This is a genomic window from Pseudomonas sp. H1_D05 (genome assembly GCF_054682705.1).
The window spans coordinates 5,317,003-5,336,818 of record NZ_CP162825.1; the positions used below are offsets into that span (position 1 = coordinate 5,317,003).

Annotated in this window: 19 protein-coding genes and 1 pseudogene; 6 read left to right on the forward strand and 14 right to left on the reverse strand. The window is 53.6% G+C overall.

Annotated elements, in window-relative coordinates:
• Positions 1-136: 136 nt before the first annotated feature.
• From AB4O11_RS23960 to thrC, 12 genes and pseudogenes are all read right to left on the reverse strand, one after another.
• Positions 137-1,123: pseudogene (locus AB4O11_RS23960) on the reverse strand (cache domain-containing protein); the annotation flags it as partial.
• 32 nt (positions 1,124-1,155) lie between these two features.
• A complete protein-coding gene (locus AB4O11_RS23965) occupies positions 1,156-1,659 on the reverse strand; it encodes an Lrp/AsnC family transcriptional regulator (RefSeq protein ID WP_051550466.1) in 504 nt (167 codons plus the stop codon).
• 12 nt (positions 1,660-1,671) lie between these two features.
• Positions 1,672-2,433, reverse strand: coding sequence for an ABC transporter ATP-binding protein (locus AB4O11_RS23970; protein ID WP_027616446.1), 762 nt, complete (start codon positions 2,431-2,433; stop codon positions 1,672-1,674).
• A 52-nt stretch (positions 2,434-2,485) separates the two neighbouring features.
• Complete coding sequence (locus tag AB4O11_RS23975; RefSeq protein ID WP_027616445.1) at positions 2,486-3,196, reverse strand: ABC transporter permease; 711 nt, start codon at positions 3,194-3,196, stop codon at positions 2,486-2,488.
• Complete coding sequence (locus AB4O11_RS23980; protein ID WP_027616444.1) at positions 3,193-3,921, reverse strand: ABC transporter permease; 729 nt, start codon at positions 3,919-3,921, stop codon at positions 3,193-3,195. Before AB4O11_RS23980 ends, AB4O11_RS23975 begins: the two co-directional genes overlap by 4 nt.
• 51 nt (positions 3,922-3,972) lie before the next feature.
• The gene (locus tag AB4O11_RS23985; protein ID WP_027616443.1) at positions 3,973-4,755 is read right to left on the reverse strand and encodes a transporter substrate-binding domain-containing protein; all 783 of its coding nucleotides are present in this window, start codon (positions 4,753-4,755) and stop codon (positions 3,973-3,975) included.
• 173 nt (positions 4,756-4,928) lie between these two features.
• A complete protein-coding gene (locus AB4O11_RS23990; RefSeq protein ID WP_122675166.1) occupies positions 4,929-5,246 on the reverse strand; it encodes a DMT family transporter in 318 nt (105 codons plus the stop codon).
• A 142-nt stretch (positions 5,247-5,388) separates the two neighbouring features.
• Positions 5,389-6,591: a trans-sulfuration enzyme family protein gene (locus AB4O11_RS23995; RefSeq protein WP_139645610.1), complete on the reverse strand. Its 1,203-nt coding sequence runs from the start codon at positions 6,589-6,591 to the stop codon at positions 5,389-5,391.
• A 51-nt stretch (positions 6,592-6,642) separates the two neighbouring features.
• Positions 6,643-8,061, reverse strand: a complete 1,419-nt coding sequence (locus AB4O11_RS24000) for an aldehyde dehydrogenase family protein (protein WP_122675014.1) — start codon at positions 8,059-8,061, stop codon at positions 6,643-6,645.
• A gap of 2 nt (positions 8,062-8,063) precedes the next feature.
• On the reverse strand, positions 8,064-9,113 hold the full coding sequence (locus AB4O11_RS24005) for a homoserine dehydrogenase (RefSeq protein ID WP_122675015.1): 1,050 nt from the start codon (positions 9,111-9,113) through the stop codon (positions 8,064-8,066).
• Between the two features lie 117 nt (positions 9,114-9,230).
• Entirely contained in the window at positions 9,231-9,668 is a 438-nt protein-coding gene (locus tag AB4O11_RS24010) for an Lrp/AsnC family transcriptional regulator (protein WP_027606629.1), read from the reverse strand.
• A gap of 14 nt (positions 9,669-9,682) precedes the next feature.
• Complete coding sequence (gene thrC / locus AB4O11_RS24015; RefSeq protein ID WP_460128901.1) at positions 9,683-11,086, reverse strand: threonine synthase; 1,404 nt, start codon at positions 11,084-11,086, stop codon at positions 9,683-9,685.
• Between the two features lie 238 nt (positions 11,087-11,324).
• On the opposite strand from thrC, the gene AB4O11_RS24020 reads away from it, so the two are divergent.
• Positions 11,325-11,807, forward strand: coding sequence for a DinB family protein (locus tag AB4O11_RS24020; protein ID WP_460128904.1), 483 nt, complete (start codon positions 11,325-11,327; stop codon positions 11,805-11,807).
• Positions 11,808-11,862: 55 nt separating this feature from the next.
• Here the strand turns inward: AB4O11_RS24020 and AB4O11_RS24025 are convergent, their stop codons facing one another.
• Together AB4O11_RS24025 and AB4O11_RS24030 are read right to left on the reverse strand one after the other, a co-directional pair.
• A complete protein-coding gene (locus AB4O11_RS24025; RefSeq protein WP_460128906.1) occupies positions 11,863-12,756 on the reverse strand; it encodes a dihydrodipicolinate synthase family protein in 894 nt (297 codons plus the stop codon).
• 29 nt (positions 12,757-12,785) lie between these two features.
• Positions 12,786-13,481, reverse strand: coding sequence for a B3/B4 domain-containing protein (locus AB4O11_RS24030; protein WP_027616435.1), 696 nt, complete (start codon positions 13,479-13,481; stop codon positions 12,786-12,788).
• Positions 13,482-13,641: 160 nt separating this feature from the next.
• Between AB4O11_RS24030 and AB4O11_RS24035 the strand changes: the two genes are divergently transcribed.
• The 5 genes from AB4O11_RS24035 to mexE all read left to right on the forward strand — a co-directional run bounded on the left by AB4O11_RS24035 (position 13,642) and on the right by mexE (position 19,801).
• Complete coding sequence (locus tag AB4O11_RS24035; protein WP_027616434.1) at positions 13,642-14,244, forward strand: XRE family transcriptional regulator; 603 nt, start codon at positions 13,642-13,644, stop codon at positions 14,242-14,244.
• Positions 14,245-14,589: 345 nt separating this feature from the next.
• A complete protein-coding gene (locus AB4O11_RS24040; protein ID WP_460128908.1) occupies positions 14,590-15,693 on the forward strand; it encodes a hypothetical protein in 1,104 nt (367 codons plus the stop codon).
• 84 nt (positions 15,694-15,777) lie between these two features.
• Entirely contained in the window at positions 15,778-16,293 is a 516-nt protein-coding gene (locus AB4O11_RS24045; RefSeq protein WP_460128910.1) for a hypothetical protein, read from the forward strand.
• 242 nt (positions 16,294-16,535) lie between these two features.
• Positions 16,536-18,275: a dipeptidase gene (locus tag AB4O11_RS24050; RefSeq protein WP_460128912.1), complete on the forward strand. Its 1,740-nt coding sequence runs from the start codon at positions 16,536-16,538 to the stop codon at positions 18,273-18,275.
• 272 nt (positions 18,276-18,547) lie between these two features.
• A complete protein-coding gene (gene mexE / locus AB4O11_RS24055) occupies positions 18,548-19,801 on the forward strand; it encodes a multidrug efflux RND transporter periplasmic adaptor subunit MexE (RefSeq protein WP_093431287.1) in 1,254 nt (417 codons plus the stop codon).
• Positions 19,802-19,816 lie beyond the last annotated feature (15 nt).

The window sequence follows — 19,816 nt, forward strand, 5'->3', positions numbered from 1 at the left end:
CACTAGAGGTCTGCGTTACACGCCTGGCCACTTCATTGACATGCTCGGTAGCAGAAGACACTTCACGTATTGAGTGCTGAATACGTTCCACGAAAAGGTTGAAGTCTGCGGCCAGTTCTCCGAACTCATCTTTCGAATGCGCACTCAAGCGGCGGGTAAGGTCGCCCTCTCCCTGGGCGATATCCCGCATGGTTGTACCTATCAACCTCAGGGGCCGCATCAGTACGCGAATAAGCAAGCCCAGCAAAAGCAGCGTGGTCGCAACGGCAATAACCATCGACAAAATGGCGGAAGTGCGAAAGTCATCAAGTGCCGCATAAGCTTTGCTTTTGTCGATGGACAAACCGATATACCAGTTCACCGAAGGCAGTCCCTTGATCGGCGAGAACATCAAAATTTGAGGTTTTCCGTCCTGCTCCGTCTCGCTGATATGGGAGCTAAGTGATGGCGTGTTCAGGGGGTAAATATCGCTCAATTGCTTCATCACCCGTTCTTTTTCTGGATGAACCAACACCCTGCCATCTGCGTTGACCAGAAAGGCATAGCCAATTCCACCTAGGTCGAGCGAGCTGACAATGGTCGCCAGCGTCTCCAGTGTAAGATCCCCGCCTACCACTCCAAGCGGCTGGCCGTCCTGACTGACCGGCGTTGCAATGGTCATCATCAGTTGCCCTGTCGTCACATCGAGGTAAGGCTCAGTCAGCGTTGTCCCTCCTGCAGCCATTGCGTCGGTATACCAAGGCCGGGTGCGAGGATCGTAATCAGCAGGTAGATCGTCCTTTGGCCGGATGACGAAACTACCGTTACGACTGCCTAGATAAGTGAAGGTAAACGTCGATAGCAACGACCTCTGCTCCAGCAGCCGCGTGATGTTTTGCGACGCGGGATCATTGGCAACCTCCTGGGCAACATGATCTATTAGAAGTACCCGCCCAGAGAGCCAGAACTGAACGCTTGCAGCCGTGATCTTGCTCATTTCCTCTAGGTGGTTTTCAAGGTTCGAGCGAATGGTTTTGCGCTGAATCGAGTCGTTGTAAAGCGTAAAAAGCGAAAACGCTGCGACAACAACGAATGATGCTGCAAGCAATACCTTATGACTGAACTTCAGGTTCGCAATCATCATGGTTTATCTCTAGGCGTGAAGTGTTGTAATTGTTATTCGATACCAAGGTGCGTCGATGAAGGCTTGATGACGGCCAGCTGTGGATAGGCCACCAGTTTCTCGAGGTGCAGTTCAGTGCTCTCCAGCCATGATTCAGTGATTGATCGGAAATGCTCCATATCCCGGCAGCGTATTCGGAGGCAGTAATCAAGCGCACCACTCACCAAGTGACACTCAATGACTTGCGGGCAAGCACTGACAAGCGCCTCAAATACCTTTTGCGTGCTGCATCTCCTGCCCTCATCCAGTGTCACTAGAACCACCAGTGATAAACCGGGTAATAGCTTGCGCTCGTCAATAAATGCCCCGTAACCGCGGATGACGCCCAGCCTCTCCAGCTTGCGAACGCGTTGCTGACAAGGGCTCTCGCTCAAGTGCACCAGTGAGGCGAGTTTTTTATAGGTGATGCGCCCATTGCGGCGCAATACGTCGACGATGGCCGCGTCGATGCGTCCCAAACCCTCATGGGCCGCGTGGTTCTTTGTTCCGCTGGTCATAGCCAAAGCATTTCACTTAAGCCCGTTGGACAGAAACTGCTGCAGGCGCTCGCTTCTGGGGTTATCCAGAATTTCAGGTCCGCCCTGCTCTTCAACCAGTCCTTGATGAAGGAACAGCAGTTGGTTCGACACTTTGCGTGCAAACCCCATTTCATGGGTCACCATGATCATGGTGCGCCCCTCTTCAGCAAGCCCCTGGATGACTTTGAGCACCTCGCCCACCACCTCAGGGTCAAGCGCCGAGGTGGGTTCGTCGAACAGCATGACTTCGGGCTCCATGGCGAGGGCGCGGGCGATCGCTACCCGCTGCTGTTGACCACCGGAAAGAAATGCAGGGAACTGATCGGCAACACGGGCAGGCAAGCCGACTTTATCCAAGTATCGCCGCGCACGGTCTTCTGCGTCTTTTTTGCTGATGCCTAGCACCCGACGCGGGGCAATGGTGATGTTTTCCAACACGGTCATGTGTCCCCACAGGTTGAAATGCTGGAAGACCATGGCCAAGCGGGTACGCAGTCGTTGCAGCTCGCGGTCATCCGCCACACGTAATCCAGCATGATTTTTAACCATGCAAATTGGTTTGCCATCCAAACTCATGGCACCGTCGTTGGGTGTTTCGAGAAAATTGATACAGCGCAGGAACGTACTCTTTCCCGAACCGCTCGCGCCGATCAGGCTAATGACATCGCCCGTTTTGGCCTGCAGGGAAACACCCTTGAGTACTTCATGGGTACCGTAACTCTTGTGTAGTCCGTCAACCGTCAATTTGTACATGTTCGCAATCATCCTCTAAGCGGGTTGGGAGCGGCCCTGTCAGATACAGGGCTCAGTGAGTCGGCCCTAAAAAGGCCAGCCAATGACGTTCGGCAATTCGGAACACTCCGACCAACGCAAAGGTGACCGCCAGGTAAATCAGTGCCGCAATCCCAAACGATTGAAAGGTTAAAAAGGTCGCTGAGTTCGCGTCACGGGCAACTTTGAGAATGTCCGGCACCGTGGCGGTGAATGCCACCGTGGTTGAGTGCAGCATCAAGATCACTTCGTTGCTGTAATACGGCAGCGAGCGACGCAAGGCTGACGGCATGATCACAAACGCATAGAGTTTCCATCCCGAGAGGCCATACGCTTTTGCCGCCTCGACTTCGCCATGAGCGATGTTGCGAATGGCCCCGGCAAATATCTCGGTGGTGTAAGCGCACGTGTTCAGAGCGAAGGCAAGAATGGTGCAGTTCATTGCATCGCGAAAGAATGCGTCCAACACAGGCTGAGCGCGTATTGCGGCGAGGCTGTAGATTCCGGTGTAGCAGATCAGCAGTTGGATGTAGAGCGGTGTCCCCCTGAACAGGTAGGTATAAAACTGCACTGGCCAGCGCACGTAAAACCTGGGGGACACGCGTGCGATGGACAATGGAATAGATACGATAAAGCCGATGAAAAGCGATGCGCTGAGCAACCATAGTGTCATGGCCAGACCAGTGATTTGCTGGCCATCGCTGTAGACGAATGACCTCCAGTACTCCTGCAGTAGTTCGATCATCGCACTGCCTCCCGTAAACCCGCGGCGTAGTGTTTTTCCAGACAGCGCAGGACGAAGTTGGAGATGCTGGTGATGATCAGATAGGTCAGTGCAGCCAGTACCAGGAAAAAGAACAATTGATAGGTACTTTTTCCTGCGTCCTGGGCAGCCTTTACCAAATCAGCCAGGCCGATGATCGACACCAATGCGGTGGCTTTAAGAATTACCATCCAGTTATTACCCAGCCCCGGGAGGGCAAACCGCATCATTTGCGGGAATACCACAAAGCGAAAACGCTGGGCGCGACTTAACCCATAGGCAGTAGCGGCTTCGACCTGTCCACGGGGTACGGCCAGCATGGCGCCGCGGAAAGTTTCGGTGAAATAGGCGCCGTAGATAAAACCAAGGGTGATGATTCCTGCGACGAAGGGATTGATTTCGATGTACTGCCAGCCCAATGCCACTGTGATGACCGTCAGCCAGGTTTGCAGACTGTAGAAAATCAACAGCATCAGCACCAGATCCGGCACCCCACGAATCAGTGTGGTGTAGAGCTGCGCGGGCATACGCAGCAGCTTGAGACTGGACAGTTTAGCGCTGGCGCCCATCAACCCGAGCAATACGCTAAGCAAAAGAGAGCACAGGGACAGCTTGACGGTCATCCAGGTGCCTTCGAGCAGCAGCGGGCCGAAGCCTTGCAAGCTGAATGCAGAGAGCCCCAATGCGCCTAATAATGGTTCAAACATGATCAACAACCTATAGCGAAAACGCCCATCCAGCGGACGAGCGCCGGGTGGTTATTTGCCGCTGTAAAGATTCAGATCGCCAAAATGCTGCTTCTGGATCGAATCATAGGTGCCATCGTCGTGAAGAGCCTGGATCGCTTTATCCAGCAAGGCCTTGAGCTCTGTATTGCCCTTGGCGATGCCGATGGCTGTTTTGGAGGGAAGATAAGGGCTCTCGACCGACGGGCTCATTTCGTAGTCAGCGCCCTGGGGGGAGTTGATAAAACCCAGTTGGGCTTGAAGCGCATCCTGAAGGGATGCATCCAGCCGCCCCGCTACCAGGTCGTAATACACCTGATCCTGGTTCTGATAGGACTGGATTTTTATCCCGGCTTTGTCCAGCACGGCCTTGGCGTAAGCTTCCTGGATACTGCCTTGAAAATAGCCAACCGTTTTGCCTTTGAGTGATGCCACATCCGTGCTCAGGTCCGACCCCTTCTTGAACACATAGGACGTGAATCCGGAGAAAAGCTCGCTTGAAAAATCAATGGCTTTTTCACGAGTGGCCGTCACGGTCATGGATGACAGGATACCGTCGAACTTGCCGGCCCTGAGGCCTGGAATCAGGCCATCAAAATCGCTTTCCACCCAGATGCATTTGACTGAAAGCTTGGCGCAAATCGCGTTGCCCAAGTCAATATCAAATCCCTTGAGGCTGCCATCGGCGGCCTTGGACTCAAACGGCGCGTAATTGGCATCTACGCCGAAACGCAAGGTGGAGTATTCTTTGGCAGACACTGCACTTGTGCACAACGCCAAGCCCATTACTAAACATAGCTTCTTTAGCGAAATCATAATTACATCCCTAGATATTGTAGTTGGATTAAGGGCAGTAAACATCCGACAGCATTAACCATGACGCTCGTTATTATTTAGCGAGACCTGCGTCTGGACTTGAACGTTACCTGAGTACGGCGACTTTACGAATATGGCAAATTGAACGTTATCACGAGCAAAATGCTCGCCTTTCAAGCAGACACCAATTTCATCATTAACAGTCCACTGACAATCAATACGGCGGCCACGATACGCAACAGCGTGGCGGGTTCACCCATGAAGAAAATACCTGCAGCAAAAGCTCCCACAGCGCCGATCCCCGTCCAGATGGTGTATGCCGTACCCAGCGGCAAGCTCTTCATCGAGAAGGACAACAGCGCAAAACTGGCAATCACGGTTACAAATGTAATGACCGTGGGCACTAATCGCGTAAACCCTTCAGATTGCTTCATCGAAAAAGCCCACACAACTTCAAATATCCCCGCAACTATCAAACTCACCCAAGCCATGAGCAACTCCCAATCAATAAAAAACACCAAGACTGTTTGCGCCAGGCGCAATTAACACGTCAACGTTATTAAAAAGACCCCCGCGAGGACGGGGGTAAAGACGGGTTGACCAAAGCCTGATTACATAGCGCCCGTATTCAAATCACTTGAATGTTGCGTCCAGCGCGAACGCAATATCCTTGATCAAGTCTTCTGGGTCTTCCAGCCCTACAGAAAACCGCAAATGACCGTACTGGCGGAACTCTTCGGGGTACTTGTCAAAGCCACCTCGACCCTCTGCACCTACGTGCACGATCAGTGATTCGTCATGCCCTAATGAAACGGCCGACGTGATGATGCGCAGGTTCGAGACAAAGCGATTCTGGGTATCAGGATCACCCTCTACGGCAAACGCCATCACAGCACCATAGCCCTTGCCCGCAAATTGCCGGCGCGCCAACTCATGCTGCGGGTGGGAGGGCAAACCGGGGTAGTAGACGTAGGCAATCCGATCATCGCTATCCAGAAACTGAGCCAACTTTTCGGCCGAGTTCAATAATTGCTTCAAGCGCAGAGGCAACGTGACCGAGCCGCGCATGATCATCCACGCGTTGAACGGCGAAATGGTCGCGCCGAGGTCAACCAAGGCATCATTCTTGATCTTGTTGATCAACTGGTTGGAGCCGATCACTACCCCGCCCATGGCATCACCATGGCCATTGATGTACTTGGTCAATGAGTGAATGACGAAGTCGACACCGTGTTGACTTGCACGAAAAAATGGAGGCGGCGTGAATGTGGCATCCACAGAGATCAGCGCGCCATGAGCGTGTGCAATCTCAGCCAATGCCGCAATGTCTGCAACTTTCGTGGTGGGGTTGGCGATCGTTTCAGTGTGGATCAGCTTGGTATTGGGGCGAATGGCGTTACGTACCGATTCCAGGTCACCTACGTCTACGAAGGTTGCCTCAATGCCGTAACGTTCAGGCAGTAGTTCGGCGAAAAGCCGCCAGACTGCCTGGTAGGTGATGTCACTGACGATGACGTGATCACCACTTTTCAAGAATGAAAAAAATACCGAGTGCAAGGCAGCAACACCGGTCGCGAATACCACCGCGTCTTCACAACCCTCAAGGGCTGCGAGTTTTTTCTCAAGGCAAACCTGGTTGTGGCCTTGATTGCGTGTGTACACGAGCCCGTCCGGGCTCGACCAGTCCATGGTCGCGGGGTCTTCCGGCAAGAGATAGGAGTTCGCCATAACCAATGGCGTACGGACGGCGCCACTGGTGACATCCGCGACATTGCCGCCATGAACAGCAAGTGTCGCTGCAGATAATGTCGAAAGGTTGTGCTTATCGGGGCGCATGTCGATTCCTCGTTATTGTTGTGTAATTCATTCTTGAGTTGAGCGAATTGTTTAGCTTCCACTCACACCGTTGATGCAAATGACCTTGGGCTGCGTCATATCTTCGTAAGCAAAACGTACGCCCTCGCGGCCCATGCTCCCGTACTTGAAACCGCCGAAAGGCATTGCATCAAAGCGGTAGTCGGAAGAGTCGTTGATCATCACCCCGCCCGCCTCCAGTCGTTTAGCGGCGGTCATTGCAACCTTTAGATTGCTGGTGAAGATCCCAGCATGCAGGCTGTATTCAGGCTCGTTAGCCAGCGCTAACGCTTCATCCAGGGAGGCGACGCTCTGGAGGATGACCACCGGGCTGAACACTTCTTCGCACCACAACTTGCATTGGCGGTCGACGCCTTCCAGCACGGTAGGTGAATAGAGCGAGCCGTTACATGTGTTGCCAAACAACAACGTGGCGCCTTTGGCAATGGCGTCATTGACCACTTCCTCGGTACGCTTGGCTGACGCCTCGGTAATCATCGGCCCTACGTCCGTCTGCTCATCTGCAGGGTTACCGACGATCAACTTAGAGGTCTGTTCAACAAAGCGCGTTTTGAAGGTTTCATAGAGTGAGGCCTCGATGAGGATCCGTTGGGTACCGATGCAGTTTTGTCCGGCCGCCCAGAAAGCCCCCGACACGCATGAATCAACGGTTTCATCCAAATCACAATCAGCCATCACGATGACCGGCGCATTACCGCCAAGGTCCATCGCTAGCTTCTTGAGGCCAGCTGTACGAGCGATCTGCTCACCCGTGACAAAGCCGCCAGTGAAAGACACCATGCGCACCGCACGGTGGGCCACAAGAGCCTTGCCCAGGGCGGCGCCGCCTGTTGCGACGGTGGCAACAACCGGAGGCAGACCCGCGTCGATCAAGCACTCCACCAGCTTGATCGCTGATAGCGGTGTGAGCTCAGACGGCTTTAGAACAACTGCATTTCCTCCTGCAATGGCAGGCCCCAATTTATGCGCGACCAGGTTAAGCGGGTCGTTGTAAGGGGTGATGGCAACGATGACGCCCAACGGTTCACGGGTGAACCAGCCCTGACGGGATTCAGACCCGACATAGGCGTCAAAAGGAATGACTTCACCGGCATTGCGCTTGGCTTCTTCGGCAGACAACTTCAAGGTATTGACGCATCGCAACACCTCCTTTCGCGCCTGCTTCAGCGTTTTTCCTGACTCCGCGACGATCAGTTTGGCAAAGGAGTCCTTGTCACGCTCGACTGAGCTTGCGGCCTTTTCCAAGATACGCGCACGCTCATGGCGCGGCAGATCCTTGGCAATCAAGGCACCTAAAATGGCGGTGTCAACTATCGTGGTAGCGGATGATGCGGGTATGTCTGCCACTTCACCCACTTTGCTGCCGTCAAACGGGCTGAGCACCGTAATGGCCTTATAATCAGCAGCGAGCGAGAGACTCAAGCTATTCATGATTACTTACCTGACGTGGTTTTGTGGTTGTGGATGCTTACGATGTCGGCGAGCAAGGCAAATGCGGTTTCAAAACGACCTGCCCCCGCACCCACTACAGTGACGGGACCGAGAATGGCCGTGTTGAAGGTAATTGCGTTGGTGGCTCCGCTCACGGCTGAGAGCGCGTCGCTCGCCGGCAAGAGCTTCGGACTCACTGATGCTGAAATCGAACCATCGCTCCGTTTCTCTGCGCTGCCAATCAGCTTCCAGCGGGCATTTGCTTTCGTCGCCTCGGCAATATCCTTGGCCGTGATTTCAGAAATCCCTTTGCACAGGACGTCGCTTGGTTTGAGTTTTGCGCCTAGCAGTTCATTGGCGAGGATGACAACCTTCAAGCGCACATCGTGCCCTTCTACATCCGCTGTTGGGTCAGCTTCGGCATACCCCAGTTCCTGCGCTTTTGCGACAGCACTGGAGAAGTCCAACCCCGTCTCCATGCTGGAGAGGACAAAGTTTGAAGTACCGTTGAGAATCCCCTTGAAGCCGGTGATTTCCGAGCCTGCCAGTGACTCCTTGGCCAAACGGATAACCGGGGTCCCACTCATGACAGAACCTTCAAATTCAAAGCAGGCGCCGGTGCTATCGGCCAGCGTCTTCAAGCTTTGTGCATGCAGCGCCACGGGCCCTTTGTTGGTGGTCACGACACTGACGCCCTTTTCCAGAGCCCAGCGGCAGAAGGTCGTAGCCGGTTCACCATCCACAGGATTGGTGAACGTTGCCTCAGCGACAATATCGGCGCCAGAGAAGCGGATAACGGTTTCGTTTGCCGGCTCAGCAGTCCCGCCGGCCAGGGTCCTGAAACTGCCTTTAGCAGCAGGCACTGCTGCCAATTCACGAGCGTCCAGGCCGTCTTTGTTAATGATCGAACCGAGGTAAAGGTCACTGACACCGACAATCTTCAAGGTAAAACCTAATTCATCGGCCCAACGCGAATTCTTATCGGCAATAAGCTGGGTCAGCGCGCGGTTAACGCCACCAAATCCAAGCAACGCAATTTTGTATTCAGTCACGACAGGGTTCTCATTGTTATGTTGTGGTGCTGAGATAGTAAGCCGCCAACTTAACTTTACGAATATGGCAAACAGAACGTTGTTGCGAGCAAAATGCTCGTACAACAGCGCAACTTGCTATTTTGTGCTCGACAGAACAAAAGACGTTACGGTATTCAGGACTCCCGGCAGCGTCGAGATCTCACTCCATACCCTGTGGATACGATCTGCATTCATCGCCTGAACCGTCAGTACAATATCGAGGTCGCCACTCATCACATTGCAGGAAATAACTTCAGGCATTGCACCAACGGAACGAACAACTTCTGAATCTCGCATACGATCCTTACGATAAACGAAGATTAATGCATTAATGGGTCCTGCATCAGCTGAAGGCATACCTTTAATAATTGTGTAGCCTCGGACATACCCATCGCGCTCCAATCGCTCAATCCGCAGCCTGACTGCGTTCCTGGACAAATTGACTTTTAGGGCAATATCGTTGTGGGCCAACCGTGCATTGCGAGTTAGCTCCTCCAAAATCTTTTCATCAACTTTATCTAAAACACGTTTCATCTCTGGCTCCGGACTTATAACGAGTGAGACTCCGTGTCTTTTGATAATGCCCTGACCAGTGAGATCAGCGACCTGACGTCGTTGGGAATTGAAGTACAGTCTTGTTCAGCAACTACAGGAACACCAATTGTATTTAGGTGGCCAACAATCTCTGACTTTTGGGTTGCAGTGCCAACTTTCGACGGATGTGTGGTTGCCAGGCAAATCATGGGGATCATCAAGCTGCGTCTGCTTACACGTGCAGCGCGCAAGCCGATGGCGGTATTGGGACTGACCAGATATCCACTCTCTGCAAAGACCTCATGAATACAACTGAATGCGTCTGCATCGTCCACAGCCAGTGAGTCAAACAGTTTGCGTGCCTCCAACCATTCATCCTGCGCTAACTGAATAGTTCCCTCGCCTTCTAGCAACTGCATATTACGAGCTACTTTTTCTCCGCATCGATTTAAAATGCTCCACTGTAGGCGCTCAAAATTAGAGGCTAATGAAACATTCATCGTGGGAATTTTGGTAGCACGAATTTCATTTCGACTGTACAGATTTGATTGGAGAAAGTTATGCAGTCCGGCGTTAGTATTCATGGCAACGATAAGCTGTCGAATCGGCAGTCCCATTTGCTTGGCAATATAACCAGCGTACAGGGCGCCAAAATTTCCAGTCGGGACACTGAAAGCAATCTCTCTTTTAGGCGCACCGAGCTGAAGAGCAGAATAGAAATAGAAGGAGAGGTGCGCAAGTACGCGAACCCAATGCACTGAGTTGAACGAAATAAGATGCTGCCGTGCATTATTACTTTGTTTCAGGAACTGCTCACACAAACGATGACAATCAGAATAGTCTCCGTCGACCGCAACATTCACAACATTATCTTCGTGCGTACTCAGTAAGCGTATGCGATCCTCCGCCGTTAACCCCATGGAAGGATGCAATACCAACAACGTAACGCCCTTCATTCCCGAAAATGCTTTTATTGCTGCGGCGCCAGTATCTCCACCTGTACAACCTATAATCAGCGCCTTCTTACCAGACCTGAGTAAATCATGATCGATAAAGCGAGACATCAACTGAAGGCCAACGTCTTGGTAGACGCCTGACGGCCCATGAAACAATTCGAGTATCCACTCGTTACTTGCGGTCTGGTACAGCGGTGTCACTGCGTTGCTTTTAAAACAATCAAAAATCTCCTCAAGCATCCGAGACAACAGATCCTGCTCGATCCATCCCCCCAGAAAGGGCTCGATTACGTAGCGAGCCAATTCATGGAAGGGCAACCATTCGAGCTTTGAGAGCTCCTCCTTTTTGAAGCGGGGAACCTTGTGCGGCACGTACAAACCACCGTCAGGCGCGTACGCCCCCATCAGCACCTCGCTGAATTCGTACGTTCTACCAGGGGTCCGTGTGCTGACGTATTTCATGATCCAAGACACCCTCAAGCCATTTCCGAGCCGGCCGCCTGCAAGCTGGGGCTTCTGCGGAATTCAATGCGGTAGCGTTAATCGCCTTTGATCCAGCTTCATACCAATGACCATAAAAGTCAATATATCGACTATTATATCTCGCTAACGGTATTCCGTTCCCGTTACACGAACCCCCCTTTTGTCCAAGCCCATGGGATGTGCGAGGGCCGACAATGCTTAGAAATGGGAGAACACCATGTGTGCCAAGAATCTGCTGCACTCGCTTTATCAGTACAAGGCATGGTCTGAGGATGTGTTATTCAGGTGCTTGAAAGCGCCCATTTCGCAGTCGTTTCCTGTGGAAATGGAGAAGGCCTGTTATTGGCTCAGGCACATCAATATTGTGGACCAACTATTCATCGCCAGACTGCAGGGAAAACCGGAGGAATTTGACGACATCGTCACTGAGCAGCGGCAAGACATTCGTCAGTTGGAAGAGGCTTTCACAGCGGCAAATCAATGGTTTGTCGATTACACGAAATCAGTCACTGCAAAGGAGCTGTCTGAACCGGTGGAATTTATTTTCAACGATGGCAAACCCGGCAACATGACCAAAGAACAAATCCTTGCTCATGTGCTTTCTCATGGCCTGCAGCATCGAGGAAGTGTTAGCACGATCCTACCCAGGGAAATCCTGGAGGGACACCAAGATCATTTCACAACGTTTTTGAAACTGTAGGCAGTTGGATTTCTGCCTCCTCAACCATGATGAGGCAGAGTGTTCACCGCAGTGCTCAGCTCAATTCGAGCGCGTCTATCACCGCTGCAATTTGCTTGCGTCCTTCCCCTTCGATGGTTCTAAGCGGCAAAGGCACGCTCGGAGAGTGAGTAATGCCGCGTAGCTCCGCTGCAGTGGCTATCACGCGAAAGCTACCGCCAAATTGGCTGAACAATGCCCAAAGCGGCCTCAAGGATTCGGAGAGGCGCATAGCCTCAAAGGCGTCACCTGACAATGCTGCTCGTGTGATGGCGAGCGCCGTATTGGGGAACAAACCGCCCATGACCGAATACCAGGCATCGCAGCCGGCATTCATTCCAACAGCGGCAAACGCATCGCCGCTTATTCCAATAGTCACGTGACTCGGAATCAATTTCCGCAGGCGCTCCAAACGCTCCCTGGCCAGATGTGGCGCCTCGGGGACGCCAGGGATTTTGATTGAGCTGACATTGGGTAGCTCTGCAATACGCCTGTGTAACTCATCGGTAAATTCGAAATGAGTGGTACCAGGATTGTCATAGACACATAGCGGGATTGAGACGTTGGCCGAAACCATTTCGTACATCGAGAACACATCGTCCTGAGTCAGTTTTTGATATGACACGGGTGGCAGCAGCAAGGCTTTGACCCCCACGGCTTGCGCATCCTCAGCCAGCAGCAAAACGTCGCGTGTACGCAGCGCGCCGATGCTCACCATCACAGGCACGTCCTCCGCGGCCTCTACTGCCAACTGAGCAACTCGAGAACGTTCGGCTCGAGAAAGATACGCATAGCTTCCGGTGGATCCTAGAGCCCCGATGGAATCTACTTTAGCTGCCACCAATTGCTGCACAAGACAAGTAAAAGCATTTTCGTCCACACCCTGCTCATCCATAGGGGTCAGAGGAAATGCACTAAGACCGGTAAACATCGTCATCACTCCTTGCAGTGGTCTATGGACTATTTGGCCCCAGGACCAATCAGTGAGCTTTCGATCTGGACGCCTGGCATCATTTGCTGCAACCCTTCGATGAGTTTGTCCCCCGCTTCCGTCAGGGCTTCAAGCGGCATCGCCGGCAGACTCTCCAGAATGAACCACATGCTCCTCGCGTCAGCACCGAGACGGGTCCTGACACCTTGCCGCCAATTCCAGCGACGGCAGGTCACGCCTTTGTCATCGCGCCAGACAACCTCGCCGGCATCCGGATACTCGAAGGCAGCAGCCCCCTCTTTCATCGTGTCAAAAGCCTCAGTGCCATCAGCGACTACGAGCCGTGGGGAGCCCACATAGGCTTCAATGTTTTCCCCGCCAACCGGGATGGCGTACTCAATGCTGATTGCGTTGTAGAGATCGACGATGGGATCCAGGCTAGGCAAGCTGCCGTCACGTAAAACTCGTTTACGCAGCGCTTCAGCTGAACAAGGTGTGCGCTGCGGCTTGGCCCCAAACTTTCGAAAGGTCTCAGCCCATGCAGCCAGATGGCCTTCTCCCCAGCTTGGCCCACCTTCCTGCACAGCCTTGCAAGCACGGTCCAGCGCAGCCTGGGCCACCTCAGGATGAGCCAGTGGTGCAGCTTCCACCACGATACTCAGGGCCCTGAACTCCGGCGCCAGCTCGGCAACGGCTTGATCGATTAACGGCAGTACGGACAGCATCAAAAACCTCCAGGAACCTAAATGTCATTTCATGCTAGTCAGCGACGACCAATAAAGTCAATATAATGACCATTATCATCTACTATAACGGCTGAGCCGATTGACGGAGCTACTTATAAAGGCCGAGAATCCCAGCACATTTTTCTCATGACCTTCATCAATGACCACCAATACCAGCCTGTCGACTACCCCTGGCGCTGATGCTCATGCCGTCAGCCTGGCCGTTGCGCGCACACTTAAACAGGCACGCAAAACACAGAAGATCACGCTGGATGAACTTTCCCGCCGTGCTGGCGTGAGCAAAGGAATGGTTGTCGAAATAGAGAAATGTACGGCGAACCCCAGTATCGGCATCCTTTGCAAAATCGCCGCCGCGCTTGGACTGTCTGTTGCAGACATCGTCAATGTGACCGAAGCCCCATCCGCCCATATCATCGACAGCCAAGACATCCCCACGCTCTGGACCGGTGACCTGGGAGGAACGGCGCGCCTCCTGGCGGGAACGTCCGGCCCTAATATGATCGAGCTGTGGCGTTGGGAAATGCATCCAGGCGAATCTTTCGCTTCACAGGGGCATCCTCAGGGCACGCTTGAACTGTTTCATGTGGAGAAAGGCACGCTGAAATGCGTGGTAGGGGAAACAGAGTTGGTCATCCCTGCGGGGAGTTCGGCAGTGGCGAAAACCGATGTACCTCATTCCTATTCCAACGCTGGCAGATCCAAGTTGGTGTTCACCATGTCCGTGACGGAGATGCATCAGTAGATACCGGCAGACTCGCAGCCAGTGAGCATGTGTAAGGCGAGCGAACCAGCCAATTTCAAAAGGGCTGCGCCACCGAAAGCCATCAAGCCCCACGTAGCATCACCGCCAGGGCGTGCACTCGCAATTGCGAGTGCATCGCATGCAACTGGGGGCAAAATTGGGGGCATATTTGATATTTTTCTGCCTGAAAATATCGTCCTAGAGCCTAGTCAAAATGTTTTTTGGCGATCCGGATAGTCTTGAATTGCCCGCGCATTGATCACCACAGGCTGCAAACGTTATATGACACGGTGAAAACGGAGTTTTCGCCTCTTCACGACACCAGATTCGAGTTGCGAACCATCTATGCAAGAAAACACACAAGAAATAATAGAACTACTGGGTGAAATAGAAAACTCATTGATCAGGTTCAAAGACTTACTCGCCGACACCCCAGTCGACGATATAGTGAATTCTGCATTCCAGAGGTCGAAGCGAACATTTGAGGAGCTCGTCAATGCGCTCAACAGCGGCGATAGTGCGGAGTTTCTTGAATGTGCAAAAAGAATCGCTGGAGCGGCGGAAGCGATAGCGGTGCTATCACCTACTTCAGAAAATGACGACTATGAAGAAACAAAAGCAGAGCTAGCAGAAAGTTCGCGTAATCTTCTTGTCCTGTTTCGTGATCCACCTACGCCACTAAAACCAATTGAACCCATTGAAATCAAAAATGTTCTCACCGCGCCCGATTCCTCGATCAGTCGAAGTAACAAAGTAAAATCATCCTGGACAGGACAGGAGGGACGCGACTCAAAGCTTAAAAATGCTCTCACGAAAAGTGATTTAAGAATCGCTAATATTGAGCAAAAGCTGAACATTCTTGAGTCAACAGCCAATACTGAGATAGAAAAAACAACCACCCTTTATTCGAAAGCACTGCAAGAGATTGAAGGCAAAAAATCCGAAATCGACAACATCCTCGGTCACGTCTCTGGCCGAGCAGTCGCTGGCGACTATGAGAAAAGCGCCACTGAAGAAAAAAACAAAGCCGACTGGCTCCGTATCGGCTCACTGCTCTGCATGGCCATGATCGCCGTCTCTCTTGGCTATTCATTTTGGGAAACCATTGGCACAGAATTCAACTGGCAAAAGTCTTTGTTCCGGATAACCCTGACCTTCCTCCTTTCGGTGCCTGCAGCTTACCTTGCCAGGGAATCCGCAAAGCATCGCGAACAGCAGTACCAGCACCTGCAGACATCGCTTGATCTAAAAGCCATTTCACCATTTCTAGCGTCGCTTCCTGACGAAGAACAGCACAAGATCAAGATTGCCATCGCGTCCAAGCTATTTGCCGGCAGGGACTTCTCTAGGACAAGTGCTGATCCTTTCCCGCTCAACACGCAGGAGATAATCATGGAACTACTGAAGCGATTGGACCTTTCCAAAGTTCAAGCAAGTAAAGAATCATGACCCTGCGCCAAACCCTACTACATCTGCGCGCCAAGGAACTTCCACGTTGACGTTGGCTTGCGGGTTGGGCACGACATTCGATCCATGAACAGATTGCGCAGCATCATCTACCTGGGCGTTCTACTCTGCACCGGCTGCGTAAAAACGGCCAGCATTCCGCCCGCCGACCTCACGCTATCTTCGTTTGAGCTCGGCCCCGCCAATCTGTTCACGGCACACTTCAACTCCACCGTGGATTTGCAGAACGCTTTCAATGATTACGAAAACTCCAACCAGCTCAACCCTACCCTGATCTGCTCTCTCAATCGCGACATGGAGTTCACATCCGAGCATTCAATCGCGGTAAAAGCTGAAGGGCGAGTGAACGCAAGCGGTCAAGCCAGGCCCAATTACAAGTTTTCCTCCGACCTGATCTTCTACTACACCAATCCGGATGGTACGCAACGCGACTTGAATGACTACGACGCCATCAAACCGTTGCTGACGTCGCAAACTTCGATCCCGTGCAAAGTTCGCATAACCGCCTATGGGTATGAGGCCTATTACACGAACACGTTATTCATCCCCTCCAGGATCATGATTGAACAGATCTTCAGATAGCCGCGCTTTGCTGAACCTGGCGCAAGGATTTGGAGAAGCGCTGGTCGTCAGGTGAGCACCCATAAAAAAGCCCGGAAACCTTCCCCGGGCTTTTTCATTTGTGCGCCTCTTTTGCATTTTTGTGCGACACATCCCCTTTCAGGACTCCCGCAAGGCTCTGACACGGTGTTAGGTTGTAAGTGTATGTGTCTCAACCTTGAGACACGCCTAACTCACTGCCCTGCAAAGGAATGCCCTTCGTAATGAATGTCCCTTTCAAAAAACTGGCTGCCACCACGTTGATGCTGGCCGGTCTTGCCGTGTTCACGGCGCCCGCGCAAGCCAATATCACCCCGCAGCAGAGCGCTGAAATTCTCAAGACTTACAGTGCAGACAAAGCCACAGACTTCCGTCAGTTCCTCGGCAGCCTGAGCAAGAGCGATCTGGCCAAGACCGCCGACATCGGTCCGGCGATTGGCGCCTATCTCGATAACAAGACTTTAAACGCCGATCAGCAGAACGAAATCTATCGTCTGCTGGGCATCTACACGCGAGCGAAATACAGCACTGCCGCCACCGAAACCCTGCGCGAACTGGTGGAAATCCCGACCTTTCGCAAGGACGGCGTTGAGCAGCACGACAACCCGGAATTCATCAAGATCGCGGCGAAGATCAAAAGTCTCGCCGAGTCGTTCAATCTGAAATTCCGCAACATCGACAACCGAGTCTACGAGATTTCCCTCGATGGCAGCGGTGATGAAGTGGTTGGTATTCACGCGCACGCCGACGTGGTGCCGGTGACGCCGGAAAACTGGGTGCTCAAGGATGGCACTCGCCTCGACCCGTTCAAGATCACCCTGATCGGCGATCGCATGTACGGTCGCGGCACCGAGGATGACAAGAACGGCATCGTCGTCACGCTATATGCCATGAAAGTCATCAATGAAGAAAAACTGCCGCTGGTGCGCAACTTCAAGTTGCTGGTCGACACCACCGAAGAAACCACGGGCGACGCGATCCCTTACTACTTCGAACGCAACCCGACGCCGAACTACAACCTGGCGCTGGACGGCGGCTACCCGGTGGTGATTGCCGAGAAAGGCTACGGCACCGTCATGGCCAACTTTGCCAAGCGCAAAGGTGAAGGCAAAGGCGCGGAAATCATCTCGATGACCGGTGGCCTGGCAACCAACCAGATTCCGTCGGCGTCGGTCGCCACCCTGGTAACCGACAAGCCTGCGGAACTGGCCGCCAGTCTGCAAAAGGCCGGTGACGAGTTTGCCAAGCGCAATGGCGGCGATTTCCAGGTGAGCGCCAAGGTCGACGGCAAAGACGTCAAACTCACCGTGACTGGCGTATCTGCGCACTCCTCCGAGCCCGAATCCGGGGTCAACCCGGTCGCGCGGATGCTGGTCTTTATCAATAGCCTTGATGGCAAAGTCGCGTTCAAGCACAACCACATCACCGATGCCGCGCGTTACGCTGCCGACAATTGGGGTCTGGATTACCTGGGCAACAAGTTGAATGTCGGTTTCTCCGATGCCTTCATGGGACCGCTGACGACCTCGCTGACCTACGTCGGCATGGACGAAAAAGCGTTCAAACTCGCGGTCAACCTGCGCGTTCCGAAAGGTAAGTCGCCGGAGAAGCTCAAAGCTGAAATCGCTGAGAAACTGGCGGCATGGAGCAAGAAGAGCCATGTAGCCGTTGCCTTCGACTATTCGATCGCCGAGCCGATGTACCGCAACCCTGAAGGTGAATGGGTCAAGGCGCTGCTGGCGGTATCGACTGAAAACCTCGGTATGAAGCACGAGTTCGGCACTTCCGCTGGCGCCACCTCGGTGCATGAATTGCCGAACGGCGTGCAATTCGGTCTGGCCATGCCGAACGTGAAATACACCGGTCACACCGATGGCGAGTTCAAGACTGTGGAGCAATTCCAGCTGGATCTGCAGATCGTGACGGAAATGATCGGACGCATCGGCCAGTTGCCGAAACTCTGACCGCATTGTCGAACCCGCCGCCGTGGCGGGTTCGGCATTTTTAATCCCCGCGTAATCCCCGCCGCGCAGCCTCGCTCCTGACTTTTGCAGGTCAGGCAACAGAGAATTGCCACCAAGTAGATTGATAGCCACCTAACGAAAGGTGCATGCTAGAGGGCTCGTTCGGGTCTTATATCATTCCGAATGATAGTTACCTTTGCTTCATTCGATTCGTGCCATCACACCCCGCCGAGCATCATCCGCCCATCTTCAATACATTGGCGGATGCATCCATGGAACAGTCACTCAAACATTTGCGCTTCCCGTTGGCCATGTTGGCCGTACTGGTGATGAGCGCCTGCGGCAAGACTCCGGAGACTGCCGCCACTATGCCCGCTGCGAAAGTCAGCGTGGCCAAGGTGCTCGAGCAACCGGTCAACGAGTGGGACGAATTCACCGGGCGCCTCGAAGCGCCGGAAACCGTTGAAATCCGTCCACGGGTCTCCGGCCAGATTGATGACGTCGCTTTCACTGAAGGCGCACTGGTCAAGAAAGGCGACCTGCTGTTCCAGATCGATCCGCGTCCATTCCAGGCTGAGGTACGCCGCCTCGAAGCCCTGGTCGCTCAATCCCGCGCCAACGCCACCCGCAGTGAAAACGAAGCCGGTCGTGGTGAACGCCTGCGTGCCAGCAACGCCATTTCCGCCGAATTGGCTGACTCGCGCACCAGCGCCGCTCAAGAAGCCCGCGCCGCCGTCGGTGCCCTGCAAGCGCAACTGGATCTGGCCAAACTGAACCTCAGCTTCACCCGCGTCACCGCGCCGATCAGTGGCCGCGTCAGCCGTGCCGAGATCACCGCCGGTAACCTGGTGACCGCCGACACCACGCCGCTGACCAGTGTGGTTTCCACCGACCGTGTTTATGCCTACTTCGACGCCGACGAGCGTGTGTTCCTCAAATACACCCAACTCGCCCGTAACGGTCAGCGCGGCGCGACCACCCCGGTGTACATGGGCCTGTCCAACGAAGACGGCAACCCGCACCTCGGTCAGATGAACTTCGTCGATAACCAGGTCAACCCGAAAACCGGCACCATCCGTGGTCGCGCGGTGTTCGACAACAGCGATGGCACCTACACCCCGGGCCTGTACGCACGCCTGAAACTGGTCGGCAGCGGCACCTACAACGCCATGCTGATCAACGATGAAGCGGTCGGCACTGACCTGGGCAAGAAGTTCGTACTGGTGATGGATGCGGACAACAAAACCGCGTACCGCGCCGTTGAACTGGGTCCGAAGATCGAAGGCCTGCGCATCGTCCGTACCGGCCTGAACAAGGACGACACGATCATCGTCAAGGGTCTGCAACGGGTTCGTCCTGGCTCCCCGGTTACCCCTGAAGTGGTGCCGATGGCCAGCGAACAGACCATCGCGGCACTCGCTCAACAACGTCAAGCGCTGGAAGCCAGCAACCTGCCCAAAGTCGCTCCTGCCAAAGGCGCGTCTGGTTCGGTTGTGAAGCTGGCCGCTACGACCCCACGCGGTTAAGGGACGACAACTCCG

Excerpts from the sequence above, each read along its gene's own strand:
- AB4O11_RS23965 (WP_051550466.1), bottom strand. The coding sequence starts at position 1,659 with ATGACCAGCGGAACAAAGAACCACGCGGCCCATGAGGGTTTGGGACGC.
- AB4O11_RS23970 (WP_027616446.1), bottom strand. The coding sequence starts at position 2,433 with ATGTACAAATTGACGGTTGACGGACTACACAAGAGTTACGGTACCCAT.
- AB4O11_RS23975 (WP_027616445.1), bottom strand. The coding sequence starts at position 3,196 with ATGATCGAACTACTGCAGGAGTACTGGAGGTCATTCGTCTACAGCGAT.
- AB4O11_RS23980 (WP_027616444.1), bottom strand. The coding sequence starts at position 3,921 with ATGTTTGAACCATTATTAGGCGCATTGGGGCTCTCTGCATTCAGCTTG.
- AB4O11_RS23985 (WP_027616443.1), bottom strand. The coding sequence starts at position 4,755 with ATGATTTCGCTAAAGAAGCTATGTTTAGTAATGGGCTTGGCGTTGTGC.
- AB4O11_RS23990 (WP_122675166.1), bottom strand. The coding sequence starts at position 5,246 with ATGGCTTGGGTGAGTTTGATAGTTGCGGGGATATTTGAAGTTGTGTGG.
- AB4O11_RS23995 (WP_139645610.1), bottom strand. The coding sequence starts at position 6,591 with ATGCGCCCCGATAAGCACAACCTTTCGACATTATCTGCAGCGACACTT.
- AB4O11_RS24000 (WP_122675014.1), bottom strand. The coding sequence starts at position 8,061 with ATGAATAGCTTGAGTCTCTCGCTCGCTGCTGATTATAAGGCCATTACG.
- AB4O11_RS24010 (WP_027606629.1), bottom strand. The coding sequence starts at position 9,668 with ATGAAACGTGTTTTAGATAAAGTTGATGAAAAGATTTTGGAGGAGCTA.
- thrC (WP_460128901.1), bottom strand. The coding sequence starts at position 11,086 with ATGAAATACGTCAGCACACGGACCCCTGGTAGAACGTACGAATTCAGC.
- AB4O11_RS24020 (WP_460128904.1), top strand. The coding sequence starts at position 11,325 with ATGTGTGCCAAGAATCTGCTGCACTCGCTTTATCAGTACAAGGCATGG.
- AB4O11_RS24025 (WP_460128906.1), bottom strand. The coding sequence starts at position 12,756 with ATGTTTACCGGTCTTAGTGCATTTCCTCTGACCCCTATGGATGAGCAG.
- AB4O11_RS24030 (WP_027616435.1), bottom strand. The coding sequence starts at position 13,481 with ATGCTGTCCGTACTGCCGTTAATCGATCAAGCCGTTGCCGAGCTGGCG.
- AB4O11_RS24035 (WP_027616434.1), top strand. The coding sequence starts at position 13,642 with ATGACCACCAATACCAGCCTGTCGACTACCCCTGGCGCTGATGCTCAT.
- AB4O11_RS24040 (WP_460128908.1), top strand. The coding sequence starts at position 14,590 with ATGCAAGAAAACACACAAGAAATAATAGAACTACTGGGTGAAATAGAA.
- AB4O11_RS24045 (WP_460128910.1), top strand. The coding sequence starts at position 15,778 with ATGAACAGATTGCGCAGCATCATCTACCTGGGCGTTCTACTCTGCACC.
- AB4O11_RS24050 (WP_460128912.1), top strand. The coding sequence starts at position 16,536 with ATGAATGTCCCTTTCAAAAAACTGGCTGCCACCACGTTGATGCTGGCC.
- mexE (WP_093431287.1), top strand. The coding sequence starts at position 18,548 with ATGGAACAGTCACTCAAACATTTGCGCTTCCCGTTGGCCATGTTGGCC.